The sequence below is a fragment of the Kribbella sp. NPDC056951 genome (genome assembly GCF_042674205.1).
GTDB classification, from domain to species: Bacteria; Actinomycetota; Actinomycetes; order Propionibacteriales; family Kribbellaceae; genus Kribbella; species Kribbella yunnanensis.
The window spans coordinates 495622-512142 of the sequence record NZ_JBHUQZ010000005.1 but is presented as its reverse complement, the minus strand read 5'-3'; the positions used below and the strand labels follow the sequence as shown (position 1 = coordinate 512142).

The 16521-nt window shown below is 68.2% G+C and carries 14 protein-coding genes; 7 read left to right on the top strand and 7 right to left on the bottom strand.

Features of this window, described 5'->3' with window-relative positions:
• The first annotated feature begins 4 nt into the window (after positions 1 to 4).
• Positions 5 to 1024, top strand: a complete 1020-nt coding sequence (locus ACFTSF_RS23015; protein ID WP_344146657.1) for a glycosyltransferase — start codon at positions 5 to 7, stop codon at positions 1022 to 1024.
• On the opposite strand, the gene ACFTSF_RS23010 is transcribed toward ACFTSF_RS23015, so the two are convergent.
• Together ACFTSF_RS23010 and ACFTSF_RS23005 are read right to left on the bottom strand one after the other, a co-directional pair.
• Positions 1007 to 1546 (bottom strand): hypothetical protein, encoded by a 540-nt coding sequence (locus tag ACFTSF_RS23010; RefSeq protein WP_380155728.1) that lies wholly within the window; start codon positions 1544 to 1546, stop codon positions 1007 to 1009. The genes ACFTSF_RS23015 and ACFTSF_RS23010 overlap by 18 nt on opposite strands.
• Positions 1547 to 2191: a class I SAM-dependent methyltransferase gene (locus tag ACFTSF_RS23005; protein WP_380155727.1), complete on the bottom strand. Its 645-nt coding sequence runs from the start codon at positions 2189 to 2191 to the stop codon at positions 1547 to 1549.
• A 108-nt stretch (positions 2192 to 2299) separates the two neighbouring features.
• On the opposite strand from ACFTSF_RS23005, the gene ACFTSF_RS23000 reads away from it, so the two are divergent.
• The 5 genes from ACFTSF_RS23000 to ACFTSF_RS22980 all read left to right on the top strand — a co-directional run bounded on the left by ACFTSF_RS23000 (position 2300) and on the right by ACFTSF_RS22980 (position 10885).
• Positions 2300 to 4828, top strand: a complete 2529-nt coding sequence (locus tag ACFTSF_RS23000) for a YfhO family protein (protein ID WP_380155726.1) — start codon at positions 2300 to 2302, stop codon at positions 4826 to 4828.
• 42 nt (positions 4829 to 4870) lie between these two features.
• Positions 4871 to 5662, top strand: a complete 792-nt coding sequence (locus ACFTSF_RS22995) for a BTAD domain-containing putative transcriptional regulator (protein WP_380155725.1) — start codon at positions 4871 to 4873, stop codon at positions 5660 to 5662.
• Between the two features lie 71 nt (positions 5663 to 5733).
• On the top strand, positions 5734 to 8457 hold the full coding sequence (locus ACFTSF_RS22990) for an ATP-binding protein (RefSeq protein ID WP_380155724.1): 2724 nt from the start codon (positions 5734 to 5736) through the stop codon (positions 8455 to 8457).
• 48 nt (positions 8458 to 8505) lie between these two features.
• Positions 8506 to 9303 (top strand): alpha/beta fold hydrolase, encoded by a 798-nt coding sequence (locus ACFTSF_RS22985; RefSeq protein WP_380155723.1) that lies wholly within the window; start codon positions 8506 to 8508, stop codon positions 9301 to 9303.
• 124 nt (positions 9304 to 9427) lie between these two features.
• The gene (locus tag ACFTSF_RS22980; protein ID WP_380155765.1) at positions 9428 to 10885 is read left to right on the top strand and encodes a glycosyltransferase family 87 protein; all 1458 of its coding nucleotides are present in this window, start codon (positions 9428 to 9430) and stop codon (positions 10883 to 10885) included.
• A gap of 79 nt (positions 10886 to 10964) precedes the next feature.
• On the opposite strand, the gene ACFTSF_RS22975 is transcribed toward ACFTSF_RS22980, so the two are convergent.
• On the bottom strand, positions 10965 to 11894 hold the full coding sequence (locus ACFTSF_RS22975; RefSeq protein ID WP_380155722.1) for a threonine/serine dehydratase: 930 nt from the start codon (positions 11892 to 11894) through the stop codon (positions 10965 to 10967).
• 117 nt (positions 11895 to 12011) lie between these two features.
• Here ACFTSF_RS22975 and ACFTSF_RS22970 point away from each other — a divergent pair, with 117 nt between their 5' ends.
• Positions 12012 to 12272, top strand: a complete 261-nt coding sequence (locus ACFTSF_RS22970) for a WhiB family transcriptional regulator (protein WP_344146630.1) — start codon at positions 12012 to 12014, stop codon at positions 12270 to 12272.
• Between the two features lie 36 nt (positions 12273 to 12308).
• On the opposite strand, the gene ACFTSF_RS22965 is transcribed toward ACFTSF_RS22970, so the two are convergent.
• The 4 genes from ACFTSF_RS22965 to ACFTSF_RS22950 are packed head-to-tail and all read right to left on the bottom strand — an operon-like array spanning position 12309 to position 16457.
• On the bottom strand, positions 12309 to 13157 hold the full coding sequence (locus tag ACFTSF_RS22965) for a RimK family alpha-L-glutamate ligase (protein WP_380155721.1): 849 nt from the start codon (positions 13155 to 13157) through the stop codon (positions 12309 to 12311).
• A 5-nt stretch (positions 13158 to 13162) separates the two neighbouring features.
• Entirely contained in the window at positions 13163 to 14554 is a 1392-nt protein-coding gene (locus ACFTSF_RS22960) for a glycosyltransferase 87 family protein (protein WP_380155720.1), read from the bottom strand.
• Complete coding sequence (locus ACFTSF_RS22955; protein WP_380155719.1) at positions 14551 to 15810, bottom strand: DUF2064 domain-containing protein; 1260 nt, start codon at positions 15808 to 15810, stop codon at positions 14551 to 14553. The genes ACFTSF_RS22960 and ACFTSF_RS22955 overlap by 4 nt, the downstream gene beginning before the upstream one ends.
• On the bottom strand, positions 15807 to 16457 hold the full coding sequence (locus ACFTSF_RS22950) for a glycosyltransferase family 2 protein (protein ID WP_380155718.1): 651 nt from the start codon (positions 16455 to 16457) through the stop codon (positions 15807 to 15809). Before ACFTSF_RS22950 ends, ACFTSF_RS22955 begins: the two co-directional genes overlap by 4 nt.
• Positions 16458 to 16521: the final 64 nt, after the last annotated feature.

Here is a 16521-nt window from a genome sequence, read left to right as displayed (position 1 = left end):
AATCATGACTGACCTGCAGGAGTTCGCCGGCGTGGACATCGCTGTGATCGTGCCGTGCTACAACGAAGCCGTCGCCGTCACCAAGGTGGTGACCGAGCTGCGCGCCGCGCTGCCGACGGCCAGCATCTACGTGTACGACAACAACTCCACGGATGACACCGCGGAGCTGGCCCGGGCCGCCGGTGCGATCGTGCGGCACGAGTCCCGCAAGGGCAAGGGCAACGTGGTCCGCCGCGCGTTCTCCGACGTCGACGCCGACGTCTACGTGCTGATCGACGGCGACGACACGTACGACGCCGCCCGGGCGGGCGATCTGGTCCGCGTGCTGCTGCAGGGGCCGTACGACCATGTCGTCGGTGTCCGCAAGCACACGAACGAGGAGGCGTACCGGCCGGGCCACACCCTGGGCAACCGGGTGCTCACCGGTACCGTCGGCGCGCTGTTCGGCCGGCAGATCACCGACATGCTGAGCGGCTACCGGGTCTTCTCGCGGCGCTACGTGAAGTCGTTCCCCGCGCTGGCGCAGGAGTTCGAGATCGAGACCGAGCTGACCATCCACTCGCTGCACCTGCGGGTTCCGGTGGCCGAGCTCGCGATCGGCTACAAGGAGCGCCCGACCGGTGGTGAGAGCAAGCTGCGCACCTACCGCGACGGCATGCGCATCCTGCGCTGGATCCTCAGCGTCACGCGGCTGGAGCGGCCGACGCTGTTCCACGGCATCCTGGCCGCGGTCTTCGGCGTGGTGTCGCTGATCCTCGGCGTCCCCGTCATCGTCGAGTACGTCGACACCGGTCTGGTGCCGCGGTTCCCGACCGCGATCCTGGCCTCGACGATGGGCATCGTCGCGATCCTGGTACTGGCCGTCGGGTACGTGCTGGACGCGATCACTCGCGGACGGCAGGAGGCGGCCCGGCTGGCCTACCTCCGGCTGCCCGCACCGCAGACGATCGACGCTGCCCCTGGCGAGCTCCCCGTCCCGGTCGTGCCGGCCGAGGCGGAGCAGGAGTCACCCCAGGTCGTCTGACAGCAGCTTCTTCAGCGCGGCGCGTTCCTCACGGAGCGCGTCGCGTTCTGCTGTCACGGCGGCCAACTGCTGCTCCTGCGTCCGCCAGACCAGCCCCTCGACGATGTGCTCGTCGACCAGCCGCAGCAGCGTCCGGCCGGTCAGCGGCCCCGACGTGCGCGAGCGGTCGAGGTAGGCATGCAGCTCGCCCACCTCGTCATCGACGCGGCGGCAGATGACGGCTGCGCCCCATGCGGTGTCTGCGAGTGGATGCGCCTCCGTAGCCTGCAGCCCGGCCGTCACGAGCTTCTGGATCAGTGAGCCGACTGGCAGCTCGTGGGGCGCCCATGGCAGGAGCAGCAGCACCACATCACCGGGTGCGGTCTCCGACAGATCGCCATCCGCCGTGACGGCGATCAGAGCGTCCTTGGTCGGGACATCGGCCACCTCCATCAGCGGCGGCCAGGCGTGCTCGGAACCGGTGCGGTCGACGACTGTCCCGCCTTCGGGCAACCAGGAGCGGACGAGTTCGTTGAGCTGCATTCAGAACACCCTTTGCAGGACGAGGAAGCCGGTCGGAGCGCCCCGGAAGCCGTAAGGAACGAAGCGGTCCACCCGCAGCCCCACTGGCGCCAGCAGACTCTGGTACCGCTGCAGTGCGCGGGTGCGCTGGTAGAACGACCAGGTGCGATCCACATCGGACTCATGGTCCACGACCAGGAGCAGTCCGCCCAGTCGGACCAGTGCGGCCAGATTTAGCACCGAGGCCTCCCACAGCGCGTCGTCCATGATGTGGAAGAGCACATCGATGCTGTAGACCACGTCATACAGGTACGGCGGCTGCCAGTCCGCGAGCGGGGACAGGTGGAAGCTGCTGTGGCCGGTCGCGTTCGCACGGCACAGCTCGATCGCGTGCTCGCTGACGTCGATCCCGTCGACCGCATGGCCGAAGCGTGCCATCGAATGTGCGAACCAGCCTTTGCCGCAACCGGCGTCCAGGATGCGCAGCGGTGCCGCGTACTCGGTCCGGTCGCCGATGATGTCGAGCAGCCGGCCGAGCCGGACCGAGTAGAAGATCTCGTTGCTGAACTCGTCGTACCCGGCGTCGCCGCCCGAGCGCAGCGCCCCGAGTCTGCGGTGCCGGCGATCCCAGTGCTCGATCGTCTCGTCCGCTCCGAGTTGATCCACGAATTTCACCCTACCCTCGTACCCACAGAACAACCTGACCCTCTGTTACGCTCCTGCTACTGGCCGCTCTGCCCCGAGCCACGAGTACGACGAATCACGGGGGAGCCCTTGCGAACGTGGCGAGCCTGGCGCTGGGCCCCGGTGCCGGCGGCTGCTCTGGCGGCCGCGGCGACGTTCGTCGCGTCGGGCATCATCCGCGGCACGTATCCGTTCGGTGCGCTGCCGCGGAACACCAACGACCTCGGCCAGCAGTTCGTCCCGATGCATGCCTATCTGCGCGACCTGCTCACCGGACAGGCACCCGGTGACTTCCTGCTGAACTGGTCCAGCGGGTACGGCGTCCCGTTCATCGGCGACTTCATGGGCTACCTCGGGACCAGCCTGTCGTGGATGGTGCTGCTGTTCCCGCGGGACCGCATCGACCTGGCGATGTACGTGATCGCCATTGCTGCGATCGGCGCCGCCGCGGCCGCCATGACGGCGTACCTGCGTTTGCTGAAACCTGCCGGGCCGCTGTGGCTCGCGGCGCTCGCCGGAGTGTCCTACGCGACCTGTGGCTGGGCGATCGACGATGCGGCGTACATGACCGAGTGGCTGAACGGTCTGATCGCTTTCCCGGTGATCTGTCTGCTGTGTGAGTGGATCTGGAGCAAGCGGTCGCTGACAGCGCTGGTGGTGACGCCGTTCGTCGTTGCGCTGCTGTGGATGTCGCACTTCTACACCGTCTACATGGCGACTCTGGGCGCAGCAGTGGTTGTGCTGGCACGGGTGCTGTCCGATCCAGACGGTGGTTTGTTTACCCGTCGGGTTGAGGGCGGGTTCCGATGCCTGGTGGGAGTTGGCGTGGGGATCGCACTGGCCGCTCCGCTGCTGTTGCCGACGTACTGGCTGGTGCAGACGGCGACACCGAGTCCGGACGAGGTGTTCACGCCACTTGGCTGGATGGAGTTCCTCTCGCGCTTGCTGCCGGGTTCTGAGGGCGTTGGTACGTCACCGGGGCTGGCTGTCGGCACACTGATGCTCCTGCTCGCGTTGAGCTTCCCGTTCAACCGTGCCGTGCCGGGGTCGGAGCGGTTCATCTGGACTGCGTGTGTGGTGCTCACTGTGGTGAGTCTGCAACTGCAGTACCCACACAGGGTGTGGCACGGGTTCGACTCTCCGAACGGGAGTCCGTACCGGCAGGCGTTCGTAGTGGCCGGGATGCTGGTGGTGCTGGGATGGATGTCGCTCGCATCCGGTGTCCGGAACCTCCTGGCTGTGGCCGTGCCGCTGGTGCTGGTTGGTGCACTGTTCGCGCAGGTGTCCAACCTGCCGACGATCACATCGACCACGCGCGAGGTCGTACCGGTGGTTGCCGGTGTCGCCCTACTGGCGTTCCTGCTGACGCGGTGGCGTCCGGGAAAACATCTGTGGGTACGACGGATCGCGGCGGGGCTTCTGATCGCTGCCGTGCTTGTCGAGACCACGTTGTCGTCGGTGGCGATCGACGAGGCTCGGTCGAAGTTCATGCGCGACTACCAGCCGTGGGGCGCCAAACAGGAGTCGATTCGCGCACTGGTGCAGTCTGCCGAGGACTGGCCGCAGCAGCGCGTCTCTGCGAGCCAGTACACGACTGTGAACGACCCGATGCTGATCGGCGGCCAGGGCGCCGAGTACTACACCAGCACGATCCAGCAGTCGTTGTCGGAGGCACTGGTCGACCTGGGCTTCGGCTACAGCTCCTACGGCCGGGCTCCAATCGATCCGAAGAACCCGGTGATCGACTCAGTCTTCGCTGTCGGCGCGCGAGTGCAGGAAGGGCCACGAGGGACGTTCACGCTGATCAAGCGGCAGGCGGGTCCGTTGGTGACGCTGCGGCCGGAGAAGCCGTGGGAGTCGACGGATCCCGGGGCATTCGGCGTACAGGAGACTGCCCTGGGCGCTGACGTCTACACCGTCCCGAAGGTGCAGGTGCGTGCCTCCAAGGGCGCTACGGCTGCACAGCGGGACTGGGGCATCGGTATGCGGCCGCTGCCGGGTGCTGATGATCCTGTGGAGCTCAGACTGACCGCCTCCTGCCAGCCGGGGGACGGTGTCTATCTGCGCGGGCCGGAGTTCGTCGGCGACGTGATGATCAGTGGTGACGGCTGGCGGCAGGTGCTGAAGCCTTCGGCGAAGCGCCCGGGTACCTATACCGGCGCTCCGGTGCTGTGGGTGGGCAGGGCGCGCCCCAACGGCGTGGCCGATGTTCGGATCCGGGTGTCCGGGCCGACCCGACTACCGGTCGGTGCGATCGGCTGTCTGGACCCGGAGCGGCTGAAAGCAGCGGTCGCCGCGTTGCAGGGCAGCAAACCGGCTGAGGTCGAGGTCGGCGGTCATGACGTCGTTGCGCGGTTCAAAACCGGACAGGCCCGGACCATGGTCCTCGGCGTCGTGAACACACCGGGCTGGCAGTGCTCGGTCGACGGCAAGGCCGCCAAGGCACCAGAGTCTCTGTCCGGGCTGATCGCCGTACCGGTCGGTCCCAAGGCGCGGAAGGTGTCCTGCAACTACGTGCCACGCGGTCTGGAGGCCGGACTGGTCCTGGCGGTCGGCGCACTGGCTGTTCTGTGCGCACTGGCCGGGATCCTGATGGTCAGCGAGAGGCGTCGACCGTAGGTTTGCAGGTGGATTGCAAGGTCCGCGGACGACTGTGTTCGCATGACGACAGTCAGCGTGGAGCAGCGGCTCTCGTGCCGAGTGATCGGCCCGCTGGAACTCGAGGTGGACGGCGCAGCGTTGGCGCTCAACGGCGTGCAGGCACGACGGCTGCTGGCTGCGCTTGTCCTCGCGGAAGGCCGTCCGGTGTCCGACCCGGAGCTGGCGGACCTGATCTGGCCGAACGGCTGGCCCGAGAACGCGCGGAAGGCGTTGCGGGTGTTGGTCTGGCGGTTGCGGACCGCTCTGGGCGCAGCTGGGGAGCGCCTGGAGCGAACGCCATCGGGGTACTGCTTCGCGGCGCGCACCGACCACCAACAGTTCGCCGACCTGGTCGCCTCGGGTCTGTATCGGTTGTCGATCCGCGATGCGATCGGTGCGATCCAGGACCTGGAAGCAGCCTTGGAGCTCTGGCGGGGTGAGCCCTGGCAGGACCTGGCCGGCTCTCCGTCGGTGGTCGGCGCACGGACCAGACTGGTCGAGCTGCACGAGCTGGCCCTGGAGGAGGTCGAAGCTGCCCGCCTGGCCTTCGGCAACCCCTGGGTCGCGCTGCGGTCGCTGACCCGACTCGTTGCCGACAGCCCGTACCGGGAGCGCCGGTGGGAGCTGTTGGCACTCGCCTGCCTGGAGACAGGCCAGCCGGAGCGGGCTGCCGCCGAACTGCGCCGTTTCCGGGCGCTGCTCGCAGATCAGCTCGGTCTGGATCCCGGACCAGCCCTGGTGGCGCTGGAACGGCGGCTAGGCCCACCACCGCAGGCGCCACGCCCACGTCCGGCCGCCTGGCGCTGGAGGTAATGCCTCGTGCGGCCGTCGGGCGCCGCTATGGTGGCCGGGTGCTGGAGTGCCGGGTTCTGGGGCCCGTTCGAGTGCTGGTTGACGGGGCCGCGGTCGAGGTCGGGGGAGCGCTGCCCCGGCGGTTGCTGGCTGCACTCGCGCTGGCGGACGGCAAACCGGTCTCCGATGACCGGCTGGCTCAGGCGATGTGGGATGACCAACCACCGGCCAAAGCAGCAGCCGCGATGCAGGCGTACGTCTCGAGACTGCGGTCCGCCCTCGGGACGACGTACCGCGATCGGCTGGGCCGCACACCGGCCGGCTACTTCCTGCACGCCGACGAGATCGACGTACGGCGTTGTGGCGAGCTGATCGAGGCTGCGCGCGGCCAACTGGCCGGAGACCGGCCGGAGCAGGCCCGGACCCGGCTCACCGAGGCACTGGACCTGTGGCGGGGTGAACCGTACGCCGAGCTGCCGGATGAGATCGCTGGGGCAGAGCGCGGGCGGTTGACGGAACTGCGTGAGGTGGCGCTGGAGGACCTGGCGGCCTCACGGTTGGGGACCGGGGACGCGGCCGAGGCCGTCGTACAGCTGGAGCAGCTCGTTCGCGAGCAGCCACTGCGTGAACGTCGCTGGGCTCTCCTCGTGCTCGGCCTCTACCGATGCGACCGGCAAGGTGATGCGCTCGCGACACTGCGCAAGGTGCGGTCGTTGCTGGCCGAACAGCTTGGCGTCGATCCAGGGCCTGAACTGCTGGAGCTGGAACGACAGGTGCTCGCGCACGACCCGCGACTGCGGTTGGCCGCGCCGATGCGCGTCGTACGACCGGTACCGATCAGGCGGCCGTTGACGACGTTCCTGGGGCGCTCTGCCGAGCTAGCGGTTCTCACGTCGCGACTGGACCGGCATCGGCTGGTGAACCTGGTTGGCCCGGCCGGCGTGGGGAAGACGCGGCTCATGGTCGAGTACCTGGCCACACTGGGGCCGGCCGCCGATCCCTGGGCGGCCCGGCTGGCCGACGTACCGGATGGGTCCGGTGTCGCTGCTGCCGTGGCTGATGCGGTCGGTGTGGTGGTCACTGGCGATCCGGTCGCTGCGATCGTGGACGGGATCGGTACGGCGTCCGCGTTGCTGGTGCTGGACAACTGCGAACACGTGGTGGCGGCTGCGGCGGAGCTGGTCGATCAGCTGACGCAGAGCTGTCCGGGGCTGCGGATCTTGGCTACGAGTCGCGAGCCGCTCGGCGTCGACGGTGAGATCACTGTCTCGGTGCAACCGTTGCCTTGGACCACTGACGCTGGTGAGCCCGCTGTTGAGCTGCTGGTGGATCGTGTGCGGGCCGTGCGACCTGGCTGGGAGCCGAACGCGGGTGAGCTCGTTGCTGCCCGACGGATCGCTACCGCGCTGGACGGTCTGCCGCTGGCCATCGAGCTGGCGGCCGCACGGGCCCGGGTGCTCGGGCTCGGCGAGATCGCGGACCGGCTCGACGACAGGTTCGCCGTACTGGGGCCGGTGCCGCGCGGCTCACTCGCGTGGCACACGACGCTGGAGGCTGCGATCGGCTGGAGCGTCGATCTGCTCGATCCGGCTGACCGTGAGCTGTTGCTGAAGCTCTGGGCGTTCGAGGGTGGCTTCACGCTGGAGGCGGCCGAGACGATCTGGCCGGGCCGGGAGACCGCCGTACTGGAGTCGCTGTCCGCTCTGGTGACGCGGTCGGTGGTGGTGGCTGATACGTCGACCGAGCCGACGCGGTACGTGCTGCTGGAGAGCATCCGCGCCTACTGCCGCAGCATCGACCCGGATCCGGCCGAGACGCGCCTGGTGCAGGCCCGCTGGGTGCGGCTGCTCGCCGGGCGCTGTGCGGACTCGATTCGCGGCACCCAGGCAGGCGCCTTCGTGCGCATGATGAGCCGTGAGCTGCCCAACCTGCGGGCCGGCTTTGCCCATGACCTGTCGGCGGACCCGGACACAGCGCTGCTCACTGCGGTGTCGCTGGGCGTCTACCTGTACCGCGGGGTTCACCACGGTGAGGCGATCCGGATGCTGCGTTCGGCGCTCGATGCTGCTCCCGACGCCTCGGTGCTTGACCGGATTCGGGCGCTGAACACACTCACGGCGCTGACCTACTTCTCGGGTGACCAGGCGGGTACGGCGGAGCTGGTCGACGTGGTGCTCGACCTGATTCCGCAGATCGCGGCTGACGCTTCGCCCCGCGACTATGCCGAGGCCCTGTTCTTCCTGGCGATCGGATGTGCGCTGACTGCCCCGTTGAAGGTCACACAGGAGGTGACTGGGCAGCTGATCGAGTACTGCGAGCGGTTGGGGATCGAGGTGATGATCCCGGCCGCCATGTCGGTCCGGACCGTCGCATTGCTGAAGCAGACGACCGACAGTGCCGCGATGCTCGAGTACGCCGATGTGTTGCAGGAGCAGAGCCGTGGTTGGAACAAGGGCTGGGCCAATCAGGTCGTGGGGGAGCTGTATCTGCGGCACCCGTCGCTGCGGCCGGACTCTGCTGAGCGGGCATTGGCTGCGCTCCGGACTGCGCTGGCACGGTTCCTGCTGCACGAGGACTACCCGTATGCGCTGAACACGTTGCGGATTGGCGCACTGGCATTGGTCCGCGTCGGACGGCCGCTGGAAGAGGCGGTGCGGCTGCTGGCCGCCGTACAGACGCATGCAGAGCGGCTGGGCCTCAAGACACCGGGGCTCTACATCGTCGGTGAGCCGTGGGTGGAGCGGGAGCTGGGTCCGGTCGAAGCGCACGAGCCGGTCTCGTGGAGCGCCATGGTTGCGATGCTCGCCGACGACTGACTCTCTGGTGCAAGTGCGTTGCAAGGCGTGCTGGGCAGTCTGTGCGGCATGGAGTTCGTGACTGGGACTGGGGAACGCCGGCTGGACTATGTACGGCGTGGGCGGGGTGCGCCGCTGTTGCTGATCCAGGGCATGGCAGCGCATCACGAGTTGTGGGGGGACGAACTGCTCTCCGCGTTGGAGGCCAGGTTCGACATCGTCGCGTACGACCATCGGGGGATCGGGCGTGGTGACCGGGCGGACGAACCGTTCACGGTGGCGGACCTGGCCGACGACGCGGCCGCGGTGATCGAGTCGGTGGGGTGGACCGACGCGCACGTCCTCGGGGCGTCGCTCGGCGGGATGGTGACGCAGGAGCTGGTACTGCGGCACCCGGGGGTCGTGCGGTCGATCGCGCTCGGGTGTACCTGGGCCGGCGGATCCCGGGGGGTGATCTCGGAGACGTCGCGGCGGATGGTCGACGCGATCGCCACCCGGGATGTCGAGCACGGTCTACGCACGAGCTTCGAGGCAAACCTGTCCCGCCGATACGCCGCTCAGGAACCCGGCGCTCGCGAGATCTACCGCCGTAGAGCGCTCTCTGTGAAGGTTCCGGTACCCGTCGTGCTGATGCAGTGGGCCGCGGCCCAGGCGCACGACACGACGGGCCGGCTCGGCGCGATCGACGTACCGGCGCTGATCTTGCACGGCACTGCCGACGCTGGGATCCCGGTAGAGAACGCTCTCCACCTTCACGATCTGTTGCCCGCGGCGCAGTTGGAGCTCTTCGAGGGCGCCGGTCACCTGTTCTGGTGGGAGGACCCGGAGCGCACCGCAGCGCTGCTGATCGCCCATTGCACCGGCTGATCTCTGGGCACGGTTACGCGGAACCTATTCCGGTCCAGCTCGCGTCCTTCGGCGTGGGGGTGGTGTTGCGCCGAACGATGGGTGGGTAACCTGCCCTGGTCGTTGGCTGATCGGATAGGAGATGATGCCGACCGTGACCGAACCAGGAAGCCAGCCCAAGCATGACCGGCTGCCGCCGTCGGAGGCCGATCCGGCCGTCGCGGGGCTGACCGTCGGGCTCGGTGGCCGGTCCGGCCGGTTCTCGCGGCTCAGCTCGTCCTGGTGGACGCCGCTGCGGATCGCGCTCGCCGTGTGCACGATCACGTTCGCACTCGGCGTGCTGCAGAAGGCGCCGTGTATGGACGCCGGCTGGGACCGGCAGAGCTGGCGGCCGTTCAAGGCGCTGTGCTACTCCGATGTCGGCTTCCTCTACCAGGAGCGCGGATTTGCCGAGGGCAACCGGCCGTTCCTGGACACCGGCGACTACCCGGTCCTCGAGTACCCGGTGCTCACCGGCGCGTTCATGGAGGTCGCAGCGCAGCTCACCTGGCTGGTCACCGGCGACCCGAAGACGGACCTCACCGCCGAGCAGAAGCGCGACACCGCCGGTGTGTTCTTCATCGTCAACATCGCGCTGCTGTTCCTCTGCGCGCTGATCACCGTCGGGCTCACGGTGGCGACAGCACGTGGCGTCGCATCCAAACCCGGCGCCGCTCGCGGCCAGCCCCTAGATGCCCTGTACGTCGCCGCCGCGCCCGTGCTCGCGGTGACGTCGACGATCAACTGGGACCTGTTCGCGGTCGCCCTCACGGCCGGGGCGATGTTCGCCTGGTCGCGCGGCAAACCGATCTGGTTCGGCGTGCTGATCGGGCTCGGGACCGCGGCGAAGTTCTATCCGTTCCTGCTGCTCGGACCGCTGCTGATCGTGTGCCTGCGCGGCCGCAAACTGTGGCCGTTCGTCCAGGCGGTGGTCGCGGCCGTGGTCGCCTGGGGTCTCGTGAACGCGCCGATCTACTTGCTCGCGAAGAACGAGTGGCTGTCGTTCTGGACGTTCAATGACGCGCGAGAGAGCGATTACGGCTCGATCTGGTACGTGCTGAAGCTGGCCAAACACGAGGTCGCCGACGTCAACCAGCTGAACATCGTGATCTTCGCGGGCCTGTGCCTGTCGATCGCGATCCTCGGCCTGATGGCGCCAAGACCGCCACGCTTCGCCCAGCTCGCGTTCCTGGTGGTCGCGGCGTTCCTGCTGATCAACAAGGTCTACTCACCACAGTACGTGCTCTGGCTGCTGCCGCTGGTCGCCCTGGCCCGGCCGCGGTTGCGGGACTGGCTGATCTGGCAAGCGTGCGAATGCTTCTACTGGATGCTCGTCTGGATGCATCTCGCGCAGTTCCTGCAGCCTGGTAACCCGGATGTCCCGGATCGCATCTACTGGCTGTCTGTCATCCTGCGGATGGCCGGCACCCTCTGGCTGATGCTGGTCGTCGCTCGCGACATCCTGCTGCCAGAGAAGGACCCGGTGCGCCAGGGTGATCTCGTCGACGATCCAAGCGACGGCGTGGCCTCGAAGGCTCGGCCCCGAGAGCTCGCTCCCGCCTGATCGCCGCGGAGAGCGCTCTCTGTGATCAGAGGGCGCTCTCTCGTGGTCAGACGGGTCAGCCTCGCGATCAGCTTGGCGGTCAGAGGTTGAGCTTGGCGACGTCCAGGTTGCCGCCGCTGACGACGGCAGCGGTCACGCCGTCGAGCTGGATCTTGCTCTCCAGCAACGCCGCGAACGGCGCCGCGGCTGCCGGCTCCAGTGCCAGCTTGGTGCGCGACATGACGAGCCGCGTCGCCGCGAGCAGCGCGTCCTCACTCACCCGTACGACGTCGTCGACGTACTGCTGGATGAGCGGGAAGTTGCGGGTACCGCAGATCGGCGCGGCCAGCCCGTCCGCGATCGAACGTGCACTCGGCAGCCGCTGCGGTTCGCCGGCCGCGAGACTCCGGCTCACGACATCGGCCTGCTCCGGTTCGATCCCGATCACCCGGATCCCGGGCTTCAGGAGCTTGAGCGCCAGCGCGACTCCGGAGATCAGCCCACCACCGCCGACCGGCACGAGCACAGTCTCGAGATCCGGCCGGTCCTCAAGGAGTTCGAGCCCGAGGCTTCCGTGTCCCGTGATCACCTGCTCGTCGTCGAACGGATGAAGCCCGGTGAGATCGCGCTCTCTCCGGATCCGCTCATAGGCCGCGAGCAGATCGCCATCGACGAGTTCGACCTTCGCGCCGTACCCGTGCGCCGCATCGACCTTCGCCGGTACGGCGGTCGTCGCCATCACCACGGTCGCCGGGATCCCCGCGTCCCGGGCTGCCCAGGCCAGCGCCCCGGCCGCGTTCCCCGCTGACACGGTCACGACCCCGCGCTCGCGCTCCTCGGGCGTGAGCTGCAGCAGCTTGGTGAGCAGTCCGCGAACCTTGAAGCTCCCGGTCTTCTGGAACAGCTCGGCCTTGAGCACGAGCTCCCCACCGAACTGTTCGTCCAGCGCAGACGAACTGAGCATCGGCGTCCGGTGGATGCGACCGCGCAACTGCTCAGCGGCAGTGCGGATCTCCTCGAGTGTGGGCATGGCCCGACCCTATGCCGATGCTGTCGTCGGGCCCTTAAGTGCAGTAAGTTCATCGACAAACGACCGTATTCTGAGACGGGCCGCGGAGAGCGCTCTCGGGGATTTACCGTCTTTGTCATGAGGCCGATGCTGACCGTGATCGTCGATCCGAACGACCGTTGGATGGATCGTGCCGCCTGTAGCGGGCAGGCCGGTGCGTACGACGAGACCGCGACCCGTTTCGAGCAGCGCAAGGCGCGCGAGCTGTGTCTGACCTCATGCCCGGTGCTGAACGAGTGCTACGAGTGGGCGCGCCGGACCCGGTACACGGGCACTGCCGCCGGGATCACGTTCCTGGACGGCCGCCGACGCGGTCACCCCGAGTCGGCGGCCAGCTGACCAGAGCCGGCTAGTTGATCAGAGCCGGCTAGTTGATCAGAGCCGGGCGGCGATGGCGGCGACGAGGCTGTCGGCCGCCGCCGGGTGTTCGGGGATGAAGAGATAGGGCTCGATCAGTTCGAGCTCCATCAGCAGGAACCGGCCGTTGACGACGACCCCGTCGACCCGGGCGTAGGTGGGCTGAGAACGCGCCGCGGAGAGCGCGATCTTGGCGCTCTCGAGGATCTCGGGCGTCGGTTCCTCGACCGCCACCGCGCCACCGAACATGTGCTGCACCCGGTAGTCACCAGCTGCCGGGCGCTTCACCACCGCGTGGCTGTACTCGCCGTCGAAGAAGAGCAGGGACCACTCGCCGGCGGTCTGGATCTCGGGCAGGAACGGCTGCACCAGGTACACGTCGTCGGGCAGCTCCGTCATCGCCTGGTCGAGCTCCGCCGAGCCGGCCAATCCGCGGACGGTGTTGAATGCCGCCCCGCTCACGGTCGGCTTGATCACGATCTGCTGACCGTCGAGCCCGGCGACGACCTCACGCAGGCACGCACCGGCCGCGACCTGCGACGGGACGATCGCGACGCCCTGTTCGCGCAGTTCGAGGAGGTAGCGCTTGTCGCTGTTCCAGCGGACCAGGTCGGTCTCGTTCAGGACCAGTACGCCGGACTTGTCGAGCAGCCCGAGCCATTCGGTGAACTCGACCTGCCGCTTGTAGTAGTCCCACACCGAGCGCAGCAGCACGGCGTCGTACGCGGACCAGTCGATCGAAGGGTCGGTCCAGACCACCGGTTCGGGTTCGAGGCCGGCCGCGCGGAAGGCGTCGAGGAGCGAAACCTCGTCCGGCAGCAGATCCGGCCAGTCGGCCGAGGTCGCGATCGCGATGCGTTTGGTCACGCTGCTCAGTGTTGGTTGGCGGTCAGCCTCGCGTCAAACTGCTTTCCGGCGACTGAACGGTGACGGAAAGTAGCGGCAGTGGTAACGATAACAACGGCGGCCAGATAGATCAGGCCCTGCCGGCTGTCGTGACCGACAGTCGCGTAGGCCAGGTACGCCGCCAGCGGTACGGCGATCCATTCGGGTCGGCGAGAGAGCGCTGCCAACGCGATCAGCGGTACGCCGTACCAGGGGTAGGTGGGAGTCGCGATCAGCAGTGCGGCGCCGTACAGCCAGCAGCAGGTGACGGCCAGTGGCTCGCGGCCGCGGCGCCAGAACGCGAGCACAGAGAGCGCTCCCGCGACGAGAACGGCGACGAGCTGCCGAGCCTCAGGAGGCAGCAGGAGCGAGAAGATCGCGAACCGCGTGCTGCCGTCGGAGAACCCTTCCTGGGTCAGGTAGCCGGGCAGGAAACCGAGTACCAGGGCACCGGAGGCCACCAGGTATGGGAGGTAGCTGGTGAGGAAGGTGCCGAGGGCAACGATCGACTGACGGATCCGGAACGCGGGCAGCAACAGCAGCGGCAACAGCTTCACGCTCGCGGCCGCACCGAGCAGGATCGCGGCCAGCCGGGGGCGGCGAGTTGCGACCAGCACGGCGGCCGTGATGAGCAGCGCACCGAGAACATCGACATGGGCCGCGCTTCCGGCCTCGAGAACCACAATCGGTGACCAACCCCACAGCGCCGCCCAGCGTCTGTCCCGGCCGGTTGCCGCGAGTAGCCAAGCGAGTGCAACCGCAAGCAGACCGGCCGCGATCTGCAGCCCCAGCGTTCCCGCCGACCATGGTGTGACGGCCGCGACCGCGGCGAAGTACACCTGCGCGATCGGCGGGTAGATCGTCGGCACTCGCGGCCGGTTGATCCGGGTCCGCGGATCATCGGCGGCAAGCGGCGACACCGCCGCAGGATCCGTCGGAACGCGCGGGGGAGCGCTCACTCCCGATCTTTGCTCCGGCGACAACCCCGGGAACAGCAGCGGATCCCGCAACTCCGCCAGAGCGTCATCCAACGGAACATGCGAGTACGGCGAATGCCCGGCCAACTGCACGCGCCCGTCCCACACGTAGCGGTACGAATCCGTGCTCGTGATCGGCGCATGTGTCAGCCCCGGGACCTGACACAGCGCCGCAACCACAACGACCGCGGCAACCCCGAGCCCGCGCCCGAACCGCCAGATCGCCCCGCCCACCAGCAGACACCCGAGCACCAACGTCAGATTCGGCCACCAGCTGATCGCGTGTGCCCAGATCGTGAGTACGGCGGTCCCAACCGCCGTACCGGCGACCAACAAGTAGCCTGCGGTGCGCCTCTCGGGCCGCCTCAGGGGCGCCGCATCGGGCGGCTCATTGGGCGTCATGCGGTGCGGCGGAGGGTGAGAAAGGCCCGGTGTGGTGTGCGCCAGTCCTCGATCGGGTGCAGGGCGGCAGCGCGCGCGTGCCGGAGCAACGTGCGGCTGCCGATTCTTGCCCACGGCAATGGTGTCGACCGGCGGCCGCTGGAACTGCGCAACACGATCGGGGCGGTGTCGTCGAGGTCGTCGTCGGGATCGACCTCAACCAGGACAAGACCATTGGGCCGCACCAGTTCGGCGCAACGGCGCAGCAGATCAGCCGGATCACCACCGATACCGATGTTGCCGTCCATCAACACCACGCTGCCCCAGCGCCCCTCGCCCGGCAGCCGATTCTGCACCCGCCGCTGCAGCGCGACCGCACCTCGCGACGTGGTCAACGAGATTGCCTGCGGCGACACATCGACACCGAGGGCCGGAATCCCCTGCTCGGCCAACGCCGTCACGATCCGGCCCGGACCACAGCCGATATCCAGCACCGGTCCCTCGCACCGGCTCAGCGCGAGCCGATCGACCTCGTCAGCCGGCGACTGCCAGCGGTCAAGTTCCGACAGCGATGGCAGCGTCCGCCCATCGATGCCGGTGGCAACCACTCGCGCCATACCGCCGAGCGCCTGCTCGAACAGCATCGCCGGATGCGCCGTGTGCTCCAGCCGCCGGAACAACCGCGACATCCGCAGCGCCGGGTACTCCGCGGCGATCGCGGCGGCATCCCACGGCGTGTCCATGTCCCGCAGAGTCGGTAACTGAAGAACGCGCTTTCCGCGTTTCTCAAGACGCCGCAGCTGATCCCGGCCGGTGTGATCGGTCGACATCGGTACGCCGATCACCGCCTGCTTATCCGGTTCGCGCAGCCCGAGACACCAGTACCCGCCGTCCTCGGTCAGCCCGAGAACGGCGTCGTACCCGGGCCAATTGAAGCCCAGTAGCTCGGCCGGCAACTGAGGTGTGTCCATGCCGACCAGCAGCATTGGCGATCCGTCGAAGGAGTCCTCGAAGGCAGCCGCCAGCCGTTCGTCGAGACCGTCGCCACGCTGCCGGATCACCTCAAACCCCGGCGGCAGCCACGGCCCCGGCCGCCCCTCGAGAACCAGCACCCGCCGCGCTGCCGGAGCCGCCCGAACCGTGTTCAACGTGTCGACCAGCGAAGCCCGCGCAAGCGCAGCCGCTTCCCGCGGCGTGAACTCGCTCTGCAGACGAGTCTTCACCCGCCCCGCAACCGGTTCCTTCGCGATCACGATCAACGTGCCGTTCGGGATCATGCCTTCAGCACCTTGGACATGTCGAGCACTGCCCGAGCGGCACCGATCGGCGTACCGGTGACTTTCGAGCGACCCGAACGTGGCAGGTAGTCGACCTCGACCTCGGCGATCCGCCAGCCCGCGTCGGCAGCCCGGACGACGGTCTCGAGGGGATAGCCCGAGCGCCGATCCGTCAGCGCGAGGTCCAGCAGCGCGGTCCGCCGAGCAGCACGCATCGGCCCGAGATCGTGCAGGAGAACACCGGTCCGTCTCCTGATCCGCCGAGACAGCTCAGCGTTCGCCAGCCGCAGATGCCACGGCCAGACCGCCCGAGAAACCGCTCTCCGACGGCCGACCATGAGATCCACGTTCCCGGCCAGAACCGGCGCAGTCACCCGGACGAGCTGGCGCGGATCCAGCGACGCGTCGGCATCCATGAACGCGACCACGTCGGCCTCGGCCGCCTCCAGCCCGGCGTGACACGCGGCGCCGTACCCACGGATCGAGCACCGTACGACGGTCGCACCCAACCCCTCGGCGATTTCGGCCGAACCATCGGTCGAACCGTTGTCGACGACAACAGCTCGGACACCGTCCGGAAGCCGGGTGAGCACCCAGGGCAGAGCCGCGGCCTCGTCGAGGCACGGCAGTACGAGATCGACATCCACCCTTCGACCGTAGGGACGATCGGGGGTTCCAGGTGGCCGGCGGCGGCTACAGATCGCTTACGGT